Annotated in this window: 14 protein-coding genes; 5 read left to right on the top strand and 9 right to left on the bottom strand. The window is 66.8% G+C overall.

Going from position 1 to position 15,426, the window contains the following annotated elements; translation table 11 throughout:
- The first annotated feature begins 135 nt into the window (after positions 1–135).
- On the top strand, positions 136–1,410 hold the full coding sequence (locus tag MRBLAR12_RS21850; protein ID WP_229993660.1) for a serpin family protein: 1,275 nt from the start codon (positions 136–138) through the stop codon (positions 1,408–1,410).
- A gap of 91 nt (positions 1,411–1,501) precedes the next feature.
- On the opposite strand, the gene MRBLAR12_RS21845 is transcribed toward MRBLAR12_RS21850, so the two are convergent.
- Both MRBLAR12_RS21845 and MRBLAR12_RS21840 read right to left on the bottom strand, forming a co-directional pair.
- Complete coding sequence (locus MRBLAR12_RS21845; RefSeq protein WP_364748409.1) at positions 1,502–1,864, bottom strand: iron chaperone; 363 nt, start codon at positions 1,862–1,864, stop codon at positions 1,502–1,504.
- A 32-nt stretch (positions 1,865–1,896) separates the two neighbouring features.
- Positions 1,897–2,769, bottom strand: a complete 873-nt coding sequence (locus MRBLAR12_RS21840; protein ID WP_364748407.1) for a hydroxymethylpyrimidine/phosphomethylpyrimidine kinase — start codon at positions 2,767–2,769, stop codon at positions 1,897–1,899.
- 157 nt (positions 2,770–2,926) lie between these two features.
- Here MRBLAR12_RS21840 and MRBLAR12_RS21835 point away from each other — a divergent pair, with 157 nt between their 5' ends.
- Positions 2,927–4,342, top strand: a complete 1,416-nt coding sequence (locus MRBLAR12_RS21835) for an MFS transporter (protein ID WP_229993657.1) — start codon at positions 2,927–2,929, stop codon at positions 4,340–4,342.
- A gap of 149 nt (positions 4,343–4,491) precedes the next feature.
- On the opposite strand, the gene MRBLAR12_RS21830 is transcribed toward MRBLAR12_RS21835, so the two are convergent.
- Positions 4,492–5,274: an ABC transporter permease gene (locus MRBLAR12_RS21830; protein WP_364748405.1), complete on the bottom strand. Its 783-nt coding sequence runs from the start codon at positions 5,272–5,274 to the stop codon at positions 4,492–4,494.
- Positions 5,274–6,065 carry an ABC transporter ATP-binding protein gene (locus tag MRBLAR12_RS21825; RefSeq protein ID WP_364748403.1) on the bottom strand — a complete coding sequence of 264 codons (792 nt, stop codon included), beginning with the start codon at positions 6,063–6,065 and terminating at the stop codon, positions 5,274–5,276. The genes MRBLAR12_RS21830 and MRBLAR12_RS21825 overlap by 1 nt, the downstream gene beginning before the upstream one ends.
- Before the next feature lie 388 nt (positions 6,066–6,453).
- On the opposite strand from MRBLAR12_RS21825, the gene MRBLAR12_RS21820 reads away from it, so the two are divergent.
- The gene (locus MRBLAR12_RS21820) at positions 6,454–7,149 is read left to right on the top strand and encodes a queuosine precursor transporter (RefSeq protein ID WP_364748401.1); all 696 of its coding nucleotides are present in this window, start codon (positions 6,454–6,456) and stop codon (positions 7,147–7,149) included.
- Positions 7,150–7,394: 245 nt separating this feature from the next.
- On the opposite strand, the gene MRBLAR12_RS21815 is transcribed toward MRBLAR12_RS21820, so the two are convergent.
- Together MRBLAR12_RS21815 and MRBLAR12_RS21810 are read right to left on the bottom strand one after the other, a co-directional pair.
- Complete coding sequence (locus MRBLAR12_RS21815; RefSeq protein WP_364748399.1) at positions 7,395–8,039, bottom strand: hypothetical protein; 645 nt, start codon at positions 8,037–8,039, stop codon at positions 7,395–7,397.
- Between the two features lie 584 nt (positions 8,040–8,623).
- Positions 8,624–9,637 carry a LacI family DNA-binding transcriptional regulator gene (locus MRBLAR12_RS21810; RefSeq protein WP_364748397.1) on the bottom strand — a complete coding sequence of 338 codons (1,014 nt, stop codon included), beginning with the start codon at positions 9,635–9,637 and terminating at the stop codon, positions 8,624–8,626.
- Between the two features lie 154 nt (positions 9,638–9,791).
- On the opposite strand from MRBLAR12_RS21810, the gene MRBLAR12_RS21805 reads away from it, so the two are divergent.
- Both MRBLAR12_RS21805 and MRBLAR12_RS21800 read left to right on the top strand, forming a co-directional pair.
- Positions 9,792–10,970, top strand: coding sequence for a Gfo/Idh/MocA family protein (locus MRBLAR12_RS21805; protein WP_364748395.1), 1,179 nt, complete (start codon positions 9,792–9,794; stop codon positions 10,968–10,970).
- A complete protein-coding gene (locus MRBLAR12_RS21800; RefSeq protein ID WP_364748393.1) occupies positions 10,967–11,986 on the top strand; it encodes a sugar phosphate isomerase/epimerase family protein in 1,020 nt (339 codons plus the stop codon). Before MRBLAR12_RS21805 ends, MRBLAR12_RS21800 begins: the two co-directional genes overlap by 4 nt.
- Before the next feature lie 146 nt (positions 11,987–12,132).
- Here MRBLAR12_RS21800 and tgt read toward each other — a convergent pair whose 3' ends face one another.
- From tgt to MRBLAR12_RS21785, 3 genes are all read right to left on the bottom strand, one after another.
- On the bottom strand, positions 12,133–13,431 hold the full coding sequence (tgt, locus tag MRBLAR12_RS21795) for a tRNA guanosine(34) transglycosylase Tgt (protein WP_364748390.1): 1,299 nt from the start codon (positions 13,429–13,431) through the stop codon (positions 12,133–12,135).
- A 33-nt stretch (positions 13,432–13,464) separates the two neighbouring features.
- Positions 13,465–14,190, bottom strand: coding sequence for an SRPBCC domain-containing protein (locus MRBLAR12_RS21790; RefSeq protein WP_229996195.1), 726 nt, complete (start codon positions 14,188–14,190; stop codon positions 13,465–13,467).
- 139 nt (positions 14,191–14,329) lie between these two features.
- The gene (locus MRBLAR12_RS21785) at positions 14,330–15,391 is read right to left on the bottom strand and encodes a DUF6707 family protein (RefSeq protein WP_364748387.1); all 1,062 of its coding nucleotides are present in this window, start codon (positions 15,389–15,391) and stop codon (positions 14,330–14,332) included.
- Positions 15,392–15,426 lie beyond the last annotated feature (35 nt).

Here is a 15,426-nt window from a genome sequence, read left to right as displayed (position 1 = left end):
AACCGCGGAGCCGCCGCCCCGAGACCAAAACGACGGCAAACCGTGACCGTACAGGCATCGTTGTGCCACGCTCCGGCTGGTTGACTGGGAGCGGCGGATTCCGCTACAGTCGGACGCACCTGTCGGAGGGCAGCCATGAAGTTGAAGGTGGCCAGAATTGCTGCGGCGGGAGCCGTGGCGGCCCTCACCGCATGTTCGGCCCCGGCCCCAGGGCTCTTGAAGGCCGACGGCGTGGAGCGGGTTGCGGTCGACAGCACGGCATATGCCGCCGAACTTCAGGCATTCCGGGCTTCCGCCCTTGAACTCGGCGCGGCGCTGCTGTCCGACGGCGGTGACGGTACCAACGGCAACGTCGTTTCCTCGCCGGGAAGCCTGCTAATTGCCTTGGCGATGCTGCGGGCCGGCGCCACCGGGGACACCGCCGCCGAAATGGACGGGGTGCTGGGACTCCCCGCGGACCGGCGGGACGAAGCCATGAACGCGGTGCTCGCTTCCCTCGAAAAGTTCGACGGCGACCCCGGGGCCGTGGACGAGGAGAACCCGCCGCGTAAACCGGTGATGCACGCGGCGAACGGCCTGTTTGTGGACAAAACCGTGCCCACGGGCCAGGAGTACCTGGCCACCCTTGGCCGGCACTATGGAACCGGCGTGTACCCAGTGAACTTCCCGGACGAGCGCTCCACGAAGCCTGCCATGGATGCCTGGGTGGCGGAGAACACCGGTGGCCGGATCAAGGAGGCTCCGGCGAAATACGATCCGGACAACACCTTCAGCCTGCTCAATGCGCTGTACTTCGCGGCCGCCTGGAGTGCGCCCTTTGATCCGAACAACACCTCGGACCTGCCCTTCACTTTGGCGGATGGCGAGGAAATCGCCGCTCCCGCCATGAACAACGAACTGAAAATGAAATACGCGGAAGGCAAGGGCTGGCGCGGAGTTGATCTGCCGTATGCGGAGGGCTTCGTCATGCGGCTGGTTCTGCCCGACGCCGGTTCCGGCCCGCCGGCCACTGCGTTCGACGTCGGGAAGTTGACGGAAATTGCGGCAGCCTTCGACACGGCGCAGGCGGAATCCGTGCAGATCCAGCTGCCCCGGTGGGATCACAAATGCAGTTTTGACCTGCGCAAGGTGCTTGGAGCCCTCGGACTGCACAAAACTCTGAGCACTGCGGAGGACTTTAACGCCATCCAGCCGAAGCTGACGCTCACGCAGGCTGCCCAGGCCGCCAACATCACGGTCGCAGAGAAAGGCACCGTGGCCGCGGCCGTGACCCAGGTCAACGGCGCAGTCACCAGTGCCCCGCCCCAGCCGGAGCGGACCATCGAGTTCGACCGGCCGTTCCATTACCAGATCGTGCACATCGAGACCGGGCTCCCGCTCTTCATGGGGAAGGTCGCGGACCCGCGCTGACGGGCAGACAACCGGGAACCAAATCGCCGGAAGCTCTCCAGTTCGCCGCAAACTTCCGGCGAACTGGAGTGACTCCGGCGAACTCGGCGACTTAAGGCGCCCCGCTCCGGCTCTCTTGTGCCAGGGCCGCCGCCACTTTTCCAATCAGCTCGTACGGGACAGGCTTCCGCAACGGGAACTTCAGGGTGCCCTTCGCTGCGCGGTAGGGTGCGAGTTCCGCGCTCAGCGATTCGTCGCCGTCGGGCACGGGATAGACGGAGATGTGGTGCGCCCAGCCCGCGAAATACACGACGTATTTGCCCCCGAGCGTGATCGTCGGGATGCCGTAACTGATCATCTCCGCTGACCCGGGTACCGCGGCATGGCAGCGCCGCCGGATCTCCTGCAGCGCCTCCTGCACGTCAGCAGGAAACGAGGCGATGTATTCCTCCACGGACTCAAAGTGCTGTGCCATTCCCGTTCCCTCCAACGTTCCCCCGCAACGAGTTAGCGCGCGCCGCCCTGCCACAAGGCATCGAACGGGGCGCCCGAGGCCACCCGGTTCCGGATTCCGGCGGTCACAAACGCCTTGGCCGTCCGGGCGGCGGCCAGCGGCGTCGCACCCTTGGCGAGCTCGGCCGTCACCGCTGCGGCCAGCGAGCACCCGGCGCCCGACACGGCCACTTCGCCCACCTTCGGGGCGGACAGGACTTCCAGAGTTACGCCGTCGTAATAGACGTCGACGGCGTCGGGGCCAACCAGGCGCACGCCGCCCTTGGCGAGCACCGCGGCGCCGCTGAGCTCATGGATGCGGACCGCGGCGGCCTTGAGGGACTCGACGTCTGTGATTTCCAGGCCGGAGAGCGATTCGGCCTCGAAGTGGTTCGGCGTGACGAAAGTGGCCAGCGGCAGGATGTGGGACTTGAGCGCCTGGTCAGTGTCCAGGGCGTGGCCCGGTTCCTGGCCCTTGCAGATCAGCACCGGATCCAGCACCACGTTGGCGAACTGTCCGCCGGCCAGCGCCGCGGCCACGGTCGAAATCGTCGCGGGGCTGCCCAGCATGCCGATCTTGACGGTGTCCAACACGGCCGGTGCGCCGGACGCGGCACCGTAGGCCGCCGTCGTCGCTTCCAGCTGGTCCGCGATGACCTGCTGGTCCACCGGGACAAAGCGGTGGTTCCAGTTGTCCTTGGGGTCGAAGGACACGATGCAGGTCAGGTTCGCGATCCCGAAGACGCCGAGTTCCTGGAACGTCTTCAGGTCAGCCTGCGCGCCGGCGCCGCCGGTCGCTTCGGAGCCTGCGATGGTCAGCGCGACGGCGGGGGAGGAGGCGGCGTCAGAGGCGGCCAAGGCAGCGGAGTCGAATGCGGTAGAAGTCATGGTTTCATCCTGCCACGCAGCCAAATCCACCCGCATTGTGCTCATGAACAAGCATTCCATGAACAGTATGAACAAAACCTTAGTGCTCCGGATCACGCGGACTAGGGTGGCGGACGGTGTTGCTTACAGGCGGCGCCGGATCCAGGAAGGTTCATTGATGAGCACCCAACTGTCCGAAGCGGCCCAGACCCGGAAAGCCGTCGGCAACATCCTCAAAGGCTCGGCCGGCAACCTTGTCGAGTGGTACGACCTGTACGTTTACACCGTCTTCGCCGCCTACTTCCAGGCGCACTTCTTCAACTCCACGGACGAGCTCCAGGCCGGCCTCGAGGCGATGGCCGTCTTCTCGACGTCGTTCCTGATGCGCCCGATCGGTGCCTGGTTCTTCGGCCGGTACGCCGACCGCAAGGGCCGCAAGGCCGCGCTGACGCTGAGCGTGACCATGATGTCCGCAGGCTCCTTCGCCATCGCAGTGCTGCCCACGCAGGACGTGATCGGCCTGTGGGCCCTGATCCTGCTGGTCCTCATCCGCGTGATCCAGGGCTTCTCCGTGGGCGGTGAGTACGGCACCAGCGCCACGTACATGTCCGAGGCTGCCACTTCCAAGCGCCGCGGCTTCTTCTCCAGCTTCCAGTACGTCACGCTGGTCGGCGGCCAGATGCTGGCCCTGCTTGTCCTCGTGATCCTGCAGAACGCCATGCCCAAGGCCGAGCTGACCGAATGGGGCTGGCGCATCCCGTTCGCGATCGGCGGCGTGGCCGCCCTGGTGGTCCTGTGGCTGCGGCGCTCCATGGAGGAGACCGTCTCGCCCGAACAGATCGAGGCCGCAAAGGCCCCGGCCGTGGCGGGCGAGGCGCAGCCGGGGACCATGAAGCTGCTGTTCACCAGCTACTGGAAGCCGCTCATGATCTGCATCGGGATCACCCTTGGCGGCACCGTGGCGTTCTACACATACACCAACTTCATCCTGAAGTTCATGAACGATACCTCCGGCATCGCCAAGACCGACACCTCGGTCATCAACTTCTGGGCGCTGTTCATCTTCATGCTGCTCCAGCCGGTTTACGGCATCATCTCGGACAAGGTGGGCCGCAAGCCGCTGCTGCTGTGGTTCGGCATCACCGGCGTCCTGTTCACCTGGCCTCTTCTGTCCGCCCTTGCCGGAACCAAGGATCCGATGACCGCGTTCCTGCTCATGATGGGCGGCCTGCTGATTGTGGGCGGCTACACCTCCATCAACGCCCTGGTGAAGGCCGAGCTGTTCCCCGCGTCCATCCGCGCCCTCGGCGTGGGCCTGGGCTACGCGATCGCCAACTCGCTCTTCGGCGGCACCGTCCCGCTGATCGGCGCGGCACTGCAGAAAGCCGGCCAGGAAGAACTCTTCTTCACCTACGTCACGGTGGCGATCGGCATCTCCCTTCTGGTCTATATCTTCGCGCTGAAGAACAAGAAGTCCACGCACCTGGACCACGAGCAGGGTCACGCCTGGGCGCCGGCCGCTGTCGACACGGGCGCCGGTGTTTCCGGCCCCAAGGACGAGGACAAGGACCTCATCGACGCCTCGCGCCGCTAGGCGCCACGACTCGGGGATTGTCTCGGGGGAGAACGACGGCGGGCCGCCGGCTACGGAACGTGCGTTCCGGGAGCCGCGGGCACGCCGTCGTCGTTGATGCTGGCGCCGGTAGGGTGTCGGCTCTGGGCGGCGACCGCCCGGCCCCGGGCTTACTGGGCGTTGTCCGCAAACCGCAGTTGCAGGACTGTGGCGGCGATGCCAGCTACAAACGTCGCCGCGAGCACCACATAGCTGCCCGCCGGGAGCGAGCCGACGGGGTCGGCCACCAAGCCGATCAGCAGCGGGACGATCGAGTAGGGGAACCACTCCGCCCAGCCGGTCTTGCCGAACAGGTTGCCCAGGGCCAGCATCACGAGGGAGAAGGCGATGGGGGCCACTTCGCCGCGGCTCCAGACGGCAATCCAGGCGATCACCGGCGCCAGCAGGAACGAGATCCCCGCAGCCAGAAGCACGTTTGCGATTCCGGTCCCGGCCAGCCGCGCCGAGAACCCCGGCAATCCCATCGCCAGTCCGATCCCCATCGCCTCGACGAGGACAATGATTACGAGCGCCATCCACCACACCGCCGCGACCGCCAGCTTCGCGACGGCGAACCAGTGACGGGCCACGGGCAGCGCGAGCATGTTCTTGGCAGTGGCATCACGGTATTCCCGGCCGAACAGGTAGGCGACGATGAATGCGAGCAGCAGCATCCCACCGACACCGAAGACCAGCGTGAGCACGTAGAAGTATTCGGGCCACGTCGCCTCTAGCCCGGCGAGGCTCGCTTTGGTCCCCAGAAGCCCAAGCTGGGCAGCCCGCCCCGGTTCGCGCACGATCCACATGAACAGCGCGATGCCGAGGGGCATCAGCGCCAGCACCGCCAGCGTGGCCCACGTCGCTTTGGCACGGCGAAGCTTCATGAACTCGGTGGAGAGCACCCGTCCGAACATCAGACAACGCCACTCTTCGGGCCATCGCCCGTGCGCGCGAGGAAGTAGCGCTCCAGATCCAGTGTGAGCAGGGCCTGCTCGCGCTCTTCTGAGGTGTAGGCGCCTGCCGCGAAGGCGCGTGCCTTCGCGGCGAGTTCCTCGCGCGACGACTCCTCGATGAGGCGGCCCTCGTGGACGATGCCGATCCGGTCTGCCAGGTGAGCGACCTCGGCGAGGATGTGGCTCGACATGAAGACGGTGATGCCGCGTTCGTCGGCGAGCGAACGGAACAGCACGCGGATCTCGACGATACCGGCCGGATCGAGCCCGTTAGCCGGCTCGTCGAGCACGAGCAGTTCGGGGGAGTGCAGCAGCGCGCGGGCCAGGGCGAGGCGCTGCTTGTTGCCGAGCGAGAGCTGCCCGGCGCTCCGGTCGGCGTACGGATCGAGGCGCAACAGCGCGATCGAATCGGCAACGGATCGCGCCGGCGAGCCGGTGAGGCGGCACTGGATGTCGAGGTTCTCGCGCACTGTGAGGTTGGGGTAGGCGGTCGCGGTCTCGACGAGGAAGCCGACGCGCGAGAACACGCTCGTCTCGCCAGGCCTGACGCGCCGGCCGAGTACGCTCACCTCCCCGCTGGTCGGTCGGATCAGGCCGAGCAACATGCGGATCGTCGTCGTTTTACCCGCCCCGTTCCTGCCGAGGAACCCGTAGATTTCGCCGCGGCGGACGTCGAGGTTGAGCGAGTCGACGGCGGTGACGTCGCGGTAGCGCTTGACGAGGGCGCGCGTGGAAAGTGCGGTGTCAGGCATGGGTCTTGTCCATGGCCCCATCCTGCCACCACGCCCGGAGCGTTCACAGGGTGAGGGCGAGCCGCATGGGCGGCGTGGGTGCCGCCGACGAAGCGTGGGCCCGGCGGCGTGGGCCCGGCGGCGTCGGCCCGTCGTCTTCGAAATCGCCGGAAGCGCTCCGGATCGCCGTATATTTCCGGCGACCTCGGGCGTTTCCGGCGAACTCGCGGCTACTGGTCGGGCCTACACCGCCGTCCAGACCGCCGTGCCCGCACCGCCGGGTGCGACAATGGAGGCGGTTCCGTCGGCTCGCGTCACCGGGGCCGTCCAGTGCTAATACAGCCGGCCGTCCAGCGTGTTCCCCTTGCGGGCACGGGCCGCCGAGCGAACCACTACGAATGGAATGCCCATGACTTCCGCCAAGACTTTCCCGGCCTCAGCTCCGCCGAGGTTCGCCTCGATCGGCTCCCCGTATTTCGGCATCATCCTGGCCGTCATGGCCGTTGTGCTGATCCTGTCCAACATCGGGGCGTCCAAGGGCGTGGCGATCGGCCCCGTCATCACAGACGGCGGATTCTTCCTCTTCCCGCTGGCCTACATCCTGGGCGACGTCATCAGCGAGGTCTATGGCTTCAAAGTGGCGCGCAAGGCTATCGTCACCAGCTTTGCGCTGTCCGTCTTTGCGTCCCTCTGCTATTGGGTCATCATCGCCCTTCCGGGGTTCGGCGACGAGTACGGTGCCTCCAAACAGGCAGCCTTGGAGGGTGCTTTGGGGCCGGTCCCGCAGATTGTGCTGGCATCGCTGCTGGCCTTCCTCGCAGGCCAGACGATCAACTCGTGGATCCTCGTGAAGATGAAGGTGCGGACCGGAGAAAGGTCCTTGTGGGCGCGCATCATGGGCTCCTCCGTGGCCGGCGAATTCGTGGACACACTGATCTTCTGTAGCATCGCCGCGTCCGTGATCGGCATTACCGACGCCGGGATGTTCGTGAACTACGTCCTCGTGGGCTTCCTCTACAAGACCCTCGTAGAGTTCGCCTTCGTGCCGCTGACCTCGCTCGCCATCGGCTGGGTCAAGAAGCGTGAACCGAGCTACGGGGCGTAGGCAGCCGCCGACCTCTGCCCTTCCCGCACTGCCGCAGCCCACCCAATCCGCCGCCGGCCGCGCAGTTCGCCGCCCGTCGCAGCCCACTCCGCCCCCCGCCGCCACCCAAAGGGACGCGAGAAACAGAACGGGCAACGGGCTCGGCCGGCGCCCACTCCGCGCCCCGCCGCCACGCACTTCGCCGGAAACCCGCGGGGTCGCCGTAAGATTCCGGCGACGTTGCGGGCTTCCGGCGAATTCGACGCTCAAGGGTGCGGGCGTCTAGCCAGCGCACGAAGCAGACGGCTCTTGAATTCCTGCTCGCGGAAGAGGTCCTTCCACTCAACCCGGACGAACCGCCAGCCCTCTTCAGTCAGGGCCTTCTCCCGGCGCCGTTCCTCGAAGATCACCTCGGCTGTGGGACTGTAATCGAAGTACTTGATTTTGCCGTCGAACTCGAGGGCGACCTTCTCCTCTTTCCACGCAAAGTCCAGGCGATGGCGCCCGGCGCGGCTTGAGACCTCCAGTTGCGGCTCAGGAGGCCTGATCCGGCACCGCAGGATCAGCTCGCGCGCCAGGGTTTCGCCGCGAGATTCGGACCGCGGATCGGCCGAGGCGAGGACCCGCCGGAACGTCCGGATTCCCCGGCGGCCGTCCAGATCATTTGCCATGGTCTGCAGGGCGGCCGGGTCCGCGCCCAGGCGAAGCGCGTGGTCAGTGAGGATCAACGCCTGCCTGTAGCCCAGCAGCATGGCGCAGTCGGCCGTTGTGCGCTCCAGGGAAGTCATCCGAAGGCCGTTCACTACGGCGACGTCGTGTTCGGCGAAGGGACGCGTGTGGCAACGGACGTCCCTGCCGTGGCGCTCGTTCGAGGGGCGCACTTTCTGGAGGACATGGATCGCGTCATCCACGTCCCACAGGTAGAGGCGGCGGAGGCGTGCGGCGGAAGTGTGGCTGTAGAGGAAGGCGCCCGTCGACGTCGTGCGCGTCCCGTGGGCATGCGCGTAGATGAGCTGCCGGCTCCTGACGGCGGGGGACTGGGCCCGCCACAGGCTGGCGCGGATGTAGCAGCCGTGCCGGAGCCCGACGAGGCCCCCCGAATCCAGGAGCGAACGGATGGCGCGCGAGCCGTAGCCCGACGAGGCCCCCCCGAATCCAGGAGCGAACGGATGGCGCGCGAGCCGTAGCCGAGGTCCAGGAGTTGTTCGGTGCGCCAGAGGTTGCCTGTCGGAGGCAGCTCCAGGAGGGATATCTGCGTCATGCCACAAGCTTGAGCTGCCATCCAAACGGGCGGGAGGCCTCGCCGTCGTTATGTGGAAAACGCGAGGCCGCGCCCCAGATTTGTTGCGACGGCGCTTTTTGGGACGCCGCCCCCAGTTCGCCGGAACGCGGCGGAGGCGCCGCAAATTTACGGCGAGTTCGGTGGTTTCCCGCGATTTCGACGGCGGGAGGCTGGCGGGCGCCTCCCACGAGTTCGACGGTGGTGGGGGAGGGCTCAGCCGGAAACGCGGGCCGTCGTGCCGCGGACGATGAGGGCCGGCTCGATCAGCTTGCGCCGGGGTTCGAGAGTTGGGTCCTGGATCCGTGCCAGCAGGGTGTTGGCGACATGGGACCCCACAACGTCGCTGCGATTGTCCACGGAGGTAAGGTCCAGGTACCGAGACTTGGCCAGTTGGGAGTTGTCGTAGCCAATCACGGACAGGTCCGCCGGGACGGACAGGCCGCGGGCCTTGGCTGCGGCCAGGGCACCCAGGGCCATGGTGTCATTGGCCGCGAACAGGGCGGTCGTGTCGGGGTGGTGGTCGAGCAGCCAGCAGGCGGCGGCGTAGCCATCCTCCTCCGAGGTCCCCTGGGATTCACCGGCGATCCGGACCTCGACGCCGGCCTCCACGATGCCGCTGCGGAAACCGTCCCGCCGGTGGGCAGCGGCGCCGCCGGAGCCCGAAAGGTGTCCGATCCGGGTGTGGCCGAGCTCCAGCAGGTGCTTCGCCGCCATGCGGCCGCCGCCGTCGTCGTCGTTCGTAATGAGGTCTGCGCCCGCGGGAACGCCGTTTCGCCAGCCAGCGACGACGGCGGGAACCCAGGTCCCGGCCATCATGGACTCGCTTGGCTCGGCGGCGATGACAAGGCCCTCCACGTGCATGGAAAGCAGGCCGTCCGTGGCCTCCGTGATGCGGTTCTCGCCCGGGCGGGAATCCGCGAGAGTGACCTGGTAGCCGTGGGGCGAGAGAGCGGATTCCATGCCGCGCAGGAGGTCCACGAACCAGAGGTTCCGGAAGTCGTCAATGACCAGCCCGATGCTTTTCGTCTGGCTGCTGGCGAGCGTGGTCGCCGCCCGGCTGGGCCGGTAACCGAGCTCCGACATGGCCGCCCGGACGGCCTCCCGGCGCTTCTCGCTGACCTTCGACGGGTTTTGCAGCACGAGCGAGACCAGCGACGGGGAGACGCCGGCGCTCTTTGCGACATCGTAGATCGTCGGGCGTCGGGTTCGGGGGGTGTTCAACGACATCTGCAGAGCCTTTCACGTCTCATCCGAGGATAACCGGTCAACCATTGACAGGACATATGTACATAGCTACGCTTTTGTTCAGCGCCCGTTTTTGTAGCGCTCCAATTTTCTAGGGTCGGGCCGGCGGTCTGGCCGAATTTCAAAGGAGAAATCGATGGCTGACAGTTTGGGAGTTGCCGTAATCGGCGCCGGAATGGCAGGAAAAGCGCACGCGGCTGCGTACCGGACGGCGTCCGCGCTCTACAGCCCCGTTCTTCCTCCTATCCGGCTGGTCTCCATCGGCGACGTCAACGCCGAGTTTGGTTCCCTGGCCGCGAAGCGTTTTGGCTACGAACGCAATGACACCTCGTGGCAGGCGATCGCCGAGGCCGATGACATCGACGTCGTGAGCGTCGTGATCGCGAACTCCCTCCACCGCGAAGTCGTGGAAGGCCTGCTGGCCGCCGGGAAGCACGTGCTGTGCGAGAAGCCGCTGAGCGACTCCATCGAGGACGCCCGCGCCATGGCTGAGGCGGCCCGCAACGCAAGTTCGATCGCCCGCATCGGGTTCACCTTCCGCCGCACGCCGGGCATCGCCTACATCCGCGACCTCATCCGTAGCGGTGTCCTGGGCAACGTCCTGCACTTCAGCGGCCGCTACTGGACCGACTACGGGTTCAGTCCGTCGGCGCCCATGAGCTGGCGCTACAAGGGAGGCCCAGGCTCCGGTGCGCTGGCCGACGTCGGCAGCCACCTGACGTACGTTGCCGAGTTCCTCTGCGGCGACATCAAATCCATCAGCGGCGGACGCCTCAGCACCGTGATCGACAAGCGCCCGCTGCCGCTTGGCGCCGTCATGGGCCACGACCACGCCGCGGTCAGCGACACCTTCGAGCCCGTCGAAAACGACGACTACGCGGTGTTCTCCGCCGAATTCGAGAACGGCGCCGGCGGCTTCGAGGTCTCCCGTGTCGCGGCCGGCCACGCCAACAGCCTCATCTTCGAGGTCTTTTGCGAGAACGGCGCCGCCCGGTTCGATCAGCGCCGCCCCGCGGAAATCGAACTGTTCCTCAACGACGGCCCGGCCAACGAGAACGGCTACCGCCAGGTCATCCTCGGCCCCGGACACCCCTACATCGCCGGCGGCCTGGCCATGGACGCGCCCAGCGTCGGGTTCGGCCAGAACGACGCCTTCGCCTACCAGTCCCGGGCCTTCCTCGAGGAGGTCGCCGGCCTCAGCCAGGCGGACTCCCTGCCCCGCTGCGCCACGTTCGACGAGGGCGTGCGCAACATGGAACTGCTCGGCGCTGTCACTGAATCCGCCCTCAACAACGGAAAGAAAATCACGCTATGAAACTCGGTGTCTACAACGCAATCCTGCACGACCGGCCGCTGCCCGAGGCCCTCAAGGTCATCGCCGGCCTGGGACTGACCGGCATCGAAATCAACACGGGTGGATTCCTGCCGGCCGTCCACGTCCCCACCATGGACCAGATCCTTGAGAGCGACGCGGCCCGCGACGACTACCTCGCGATTTTCGAGGGAACCGGCGTCTCGATCGCCGGCCTGAACTGCAACGGCAACCCGCTGCACCCCAAGCGTGAAATCGGCGAGAAGCATGCCGAGGACATCCGCCGCTCCATCCGGCTGGCGCAGCGGCTGGGACAGGACCGCGTGGTGACCATGTCCGGCCTGCCCGGCGGCGAACCCGGAGCCACCACGGTCAACTGGGTCGTGAACGCCTGGAACTCGGCGGCCCTGGACGTGCTCGACTATCAGTGGGGCATCGCGGCCGACTTCTGGAAGGAAACCGACCGCCTCGCAGCCGATCACGGCGTGAAGGTTGCCCTCGAGCTGCACCCGCAGAACATCGTGTTCAATACTGCCGATGTCCACAAGCTCATCGAGCTGACCGGCGCGACCCACGTGGGGGTCGAGCTGGACGCCTCGCACCTGTTCTGGCAGCAGATGGATCCGGTGGCGGTGGTCCGCGAGCTCGGTCCGCTTGTCGTCCAGGCGGCGGCGAAGGACGTCCGCGTGAACACGGGGAACGCCGCGCTCTACGGTGTCCTCGACAACAGCTTCCGCCGGCTTTCCCCGGAGGAAAGCCGCACCAACCTCGGCGGCGACGAGTGGGCCAACGAGTGGCCCAAGGACTCCGCCTGGGACTTCGTGGCCCTGGGCCGCGGGCACGACACCGCCTACTGGACCGAGTTCCTGCGCGCGCTGTACGAGGTGGACCCCAACATGCTGGTCAACATCGAGCATGAGGACGTCTCCCTGGGCCGGATCGAGGGCCTCCAGGTGGCGGCCAAGGTCCTGCGGGATGCTGACGCGGCGCTTTCGGCGTCGCTGCACCTGACGAGCTGAGGGCCTGACGGCCTGGCGGACGACTTCTACGCCGAGTCGCCGGAACGCAGCGGGGTCGCCGGAACCTTCCGGCGATCTGGCACGGTTCCGGCGACTTCGACGGCGGGGCGGGACGAAGCGGTTCGACGGCGGGCGGGACGAAGCCCCTAGGAGTAATACCGGCGCAGCGTCTCGGCCTTGAACTCGAAGAAGTTGCCGGCCTCGATGGCGAGCCGGGCGTCGTCCACCATTTTCACCACGAAGCGTTCGTTGTGGATCGAGATCAGGGTGGCCGAGACCATCTCCTTGGCCTTGAACAGGTGATGGATGTAGGCCCGCGAGTAGTTCAGGCAGGCGTAGCAGTCGCAGCCTTCCTGCAGCGGGCCGAAGTCGCGCTTGTACTTGGCGCCGGAGAGGTTGTACCGGCCGGTGGGGTGGTAGAACGCCGAGTTGCGGGCCACCCGGGTGGGGGAGACGCAGTCGAAGGTGTCCGCGCCGTTCTCAATGGCGGTGAAGATGTCGTCCGGTTCGGAAATGCCCAGCAGGTGCCGCGGCTTGTTCTCCGGCAGTTCCTCGTTGCACCAGCGCACGATCGTGCCGAGGTTCTCCTTCTCCAGCGCCCCGCCGATGCCGAAGCCGTCGAAGTTCATGGCGCCGAGGTCGCGGCAGGCCTTGCGGCGCAGGTCCTCGTACTGGGCACCCTGGATCACCCCAAACAGCGCCTGGTAGGGCTTGCCGGCGCGCTCGTTCGTGAGCCGGAAGTGCTCGGTGATGCACCGTTCGGCCCAGCGCCGGGTGCGTTCCAGCGACTCCTCCTGGTAGCCGCGCGAGTTCTGCAGCGTGGTGAGCTCGTCGAAGGCGAACATGATGTCCGCGCCGATCTGGTGCTGGACATTCATGGAGATCTCGGGGCTGAAGCGGTGCCGGTCGCCGTTGAGGTGGCTCTTGAACCACACGCCTTCCTCGTCCACGTGGGCCAGGCGTTCCTTGCCGGGGGCGACGGCGTCGTCCGGCCCTGAATTGTCCACCGACTTCATGTCGATGACCTTCTTGAACCCAGAGCCCAGGCTCATCACCTGGAAACCGCCGGAGTCCGTGAACGTGGGCCCGCGCCAGTTCATGAACGCGCCGAGGCCCCCGGCCTCGTCCAGGATGTCAGCGCCAGGCTGCAGGTACAGGTGGTATGCGTTGGCCAGCACGGCCTGTGCGCCGAGCTCGGCAATGGATTCCGGCAGCACGGATTTGACCGTGGCTTTGGTGCCGACGGCGATGAACGCCGGGGTCTGGATCTCCCCGTGCGGGGTGGCGATGGTGCCGGTCCGGCCCAAGAACTCACCGCCGTTGGTGGCAATCTGCCCGGCCGACGGCGGGCACGCCTCGCTCAGGCGTTTGCCCACGCGGAAGGAGAACTCGGACTGCCGGGCAGGCGCGGGGGGCACAGAAGCGAAGTCAGGATTGGCTGGCACGGTTCAAGTGTGCCAGCTAACGCTGCCCTTGCCTTAGTGGACGGGATCCGATGTGGGGTAGTTCTCAGCCCGCCACTTGTCCCAGTAATTACGGACCGCCTCCAGTTGGTGGGCCCCGAGGTCGTAGGTGGACACGATCGCGAGGGATCCGCCGTCGGGCCGGACGTCCTCGATGGCGGGCTGGTCCGCCACGATCAGCAGGCCGTCCCCGTGCTCGGCGTAGTGGTGGACCGTCAGGCCAACCTGATGGTTGCTGCGGAACCACACCTTGCCGGAGAGCTCCTCGCCTGTGGGCAGGGTGAGCGAATACGGGTCCCCGGGCGCCGGGACGTCGCTGAGCCCGAGTTTTTCTATCGCGGACCCGCCAGAGCCGGGCACGGAGAAGAAGAAGGTCCGGCGCTTGCCGTGCGGGTGCCGTTCCAGGGCGAAGCGCAACTGGTGGAGGAAGGTCAGCCAGCCCTGGGTGATGTCCTCGTCCCAGGCTGCCCACTCGGAATTGTGGTCGATCGCAGCCCGGGTGACGCTGACTTCCGTGCCCGTCGGGACAGGTTTCAACGTGAAGACGTCCCCGCCGTCGACCACCAAGGAGGTGTGGTCTGCGCCTTCGACCACATTGGGGCCGAAGTAGATTTCGTTGATTTCGGCCTCTTGGTCATCGGCCACCCAGCCGTGCCATTGGGCGATCTTGGCGGGTTCGCGCAGCATGGTCCAAACTTGCTGCGCGTCAGAATTAATCACAACGCTCAGATTGTTCGTCATGGGGTGAATCTACAACTCCCGGCACCCATCGGGTAGGGCCGAACGCTAAGCCCTATCGGGCAGGCCCCAACGCCAGGCCCCAACGCCAGGCCCCAACGCCAGGCCCCAACGGGGCAGGCCCAGCAGGACCACACAGGCCTCAGGCGCGGACTGATTCGAGCTCGTTGCCGATCCGGCGTTCCAGCTCAACGGTGCCAACCGTTTCGGAGCCGCCGTGCGCGCGCAGGAACAGGAGCGCCTCGAGCCGCAGCAGGCGCCATTCGCGTTCCGCATCCGGGTTCGCGTTGTCGATCGAGCGGAAGATTTCCTTGTCGTACAGGTTGGGCTCGTTGAGCGAGCGCTGGCGTACCTTGGCGTTGATCCTGGCCTTGAACGGGTCCGTTTCCATGGCCTCCGGCGCGCGGAGGAATTTCTCGTAGATCCCGGCGCGCTGGTCCTGCCCCAGCTGGCGGCAGATGTAGCTGGAGAGCGCCAGGGACGACTCCACGGAGGCCCAGCGGTCGGGGTTGCCGTCGAACGGCAGGACGTTGAGCAGGTCCGCGACCGCCAGGGCGTTGTCGGCGTCCTTGAGGGTGACGAAGAGCTCGTGCGCGAGGTCGCTGAGGTCCTTCAGGCAGCTCCCGGACTTGGTGTTGATGCCCTTGGCGAGCCGTTCACTGAGTAGGAGCACACCGACGGCGCCCGGATGGGCCTCGGCCGCGGCCTCCACGACAGACTCCGGCGTGCCTTCGAGGGCCGGGATGAGCGCCAGCTCCGCGTCGCTGGGACCGCTCACCGCGGCCGGGGCAACGGGCTGGGGAGGAACGACGACGGCGGCCGCCGTGTTGTCGGACTCCGTTGCGTCCCGCACTTCCTCTTCTGGTTCGGGGGAAGGGCCGGACGCCGGAAGTTCGGGGGCGCCGGCGTCGGGGGCTCCGTCGGAGGGGGCGACGGCGCCGAACGCGCCGCCGTCGGAAGAGGCCGGGGGGCCGGGCTCAGCGTCGTCAGTGACCCGGATCATTGATCCCGCCGCGATCCGCAGCACACCGCCGCCGCTGAGCGTCGCCAAAACCATGGCGGGAGTACCAAAATCGTCGGCTTCAACATCCACGCGATGGATCTCGGCGGAGCGGTTTCCGTCGGGCAGGATCAGGTGGTCGCCGGCCCGCAGAGATCCAGCCTGCTGTTCACTGTAGTTCCGGGAGGCTGGGGGGTGGGTCATCGGGAGTCCTTAAAGTTCTCTTGCGGTCCGCCCAA

The organism is Arthrobacter sp. LAR12-1-1.1 (assembly GCF_040676555.1).
Lineage (GTDB): Bacteria > Actinomycetota > Actinomycetes > Actinomycetales > Micrococcaceae > Arthrobacter.
Note: the sequence above shows the minus strand (reverse complement) of the source record. Positions and strands in the feature narration are given on the sequence as shown.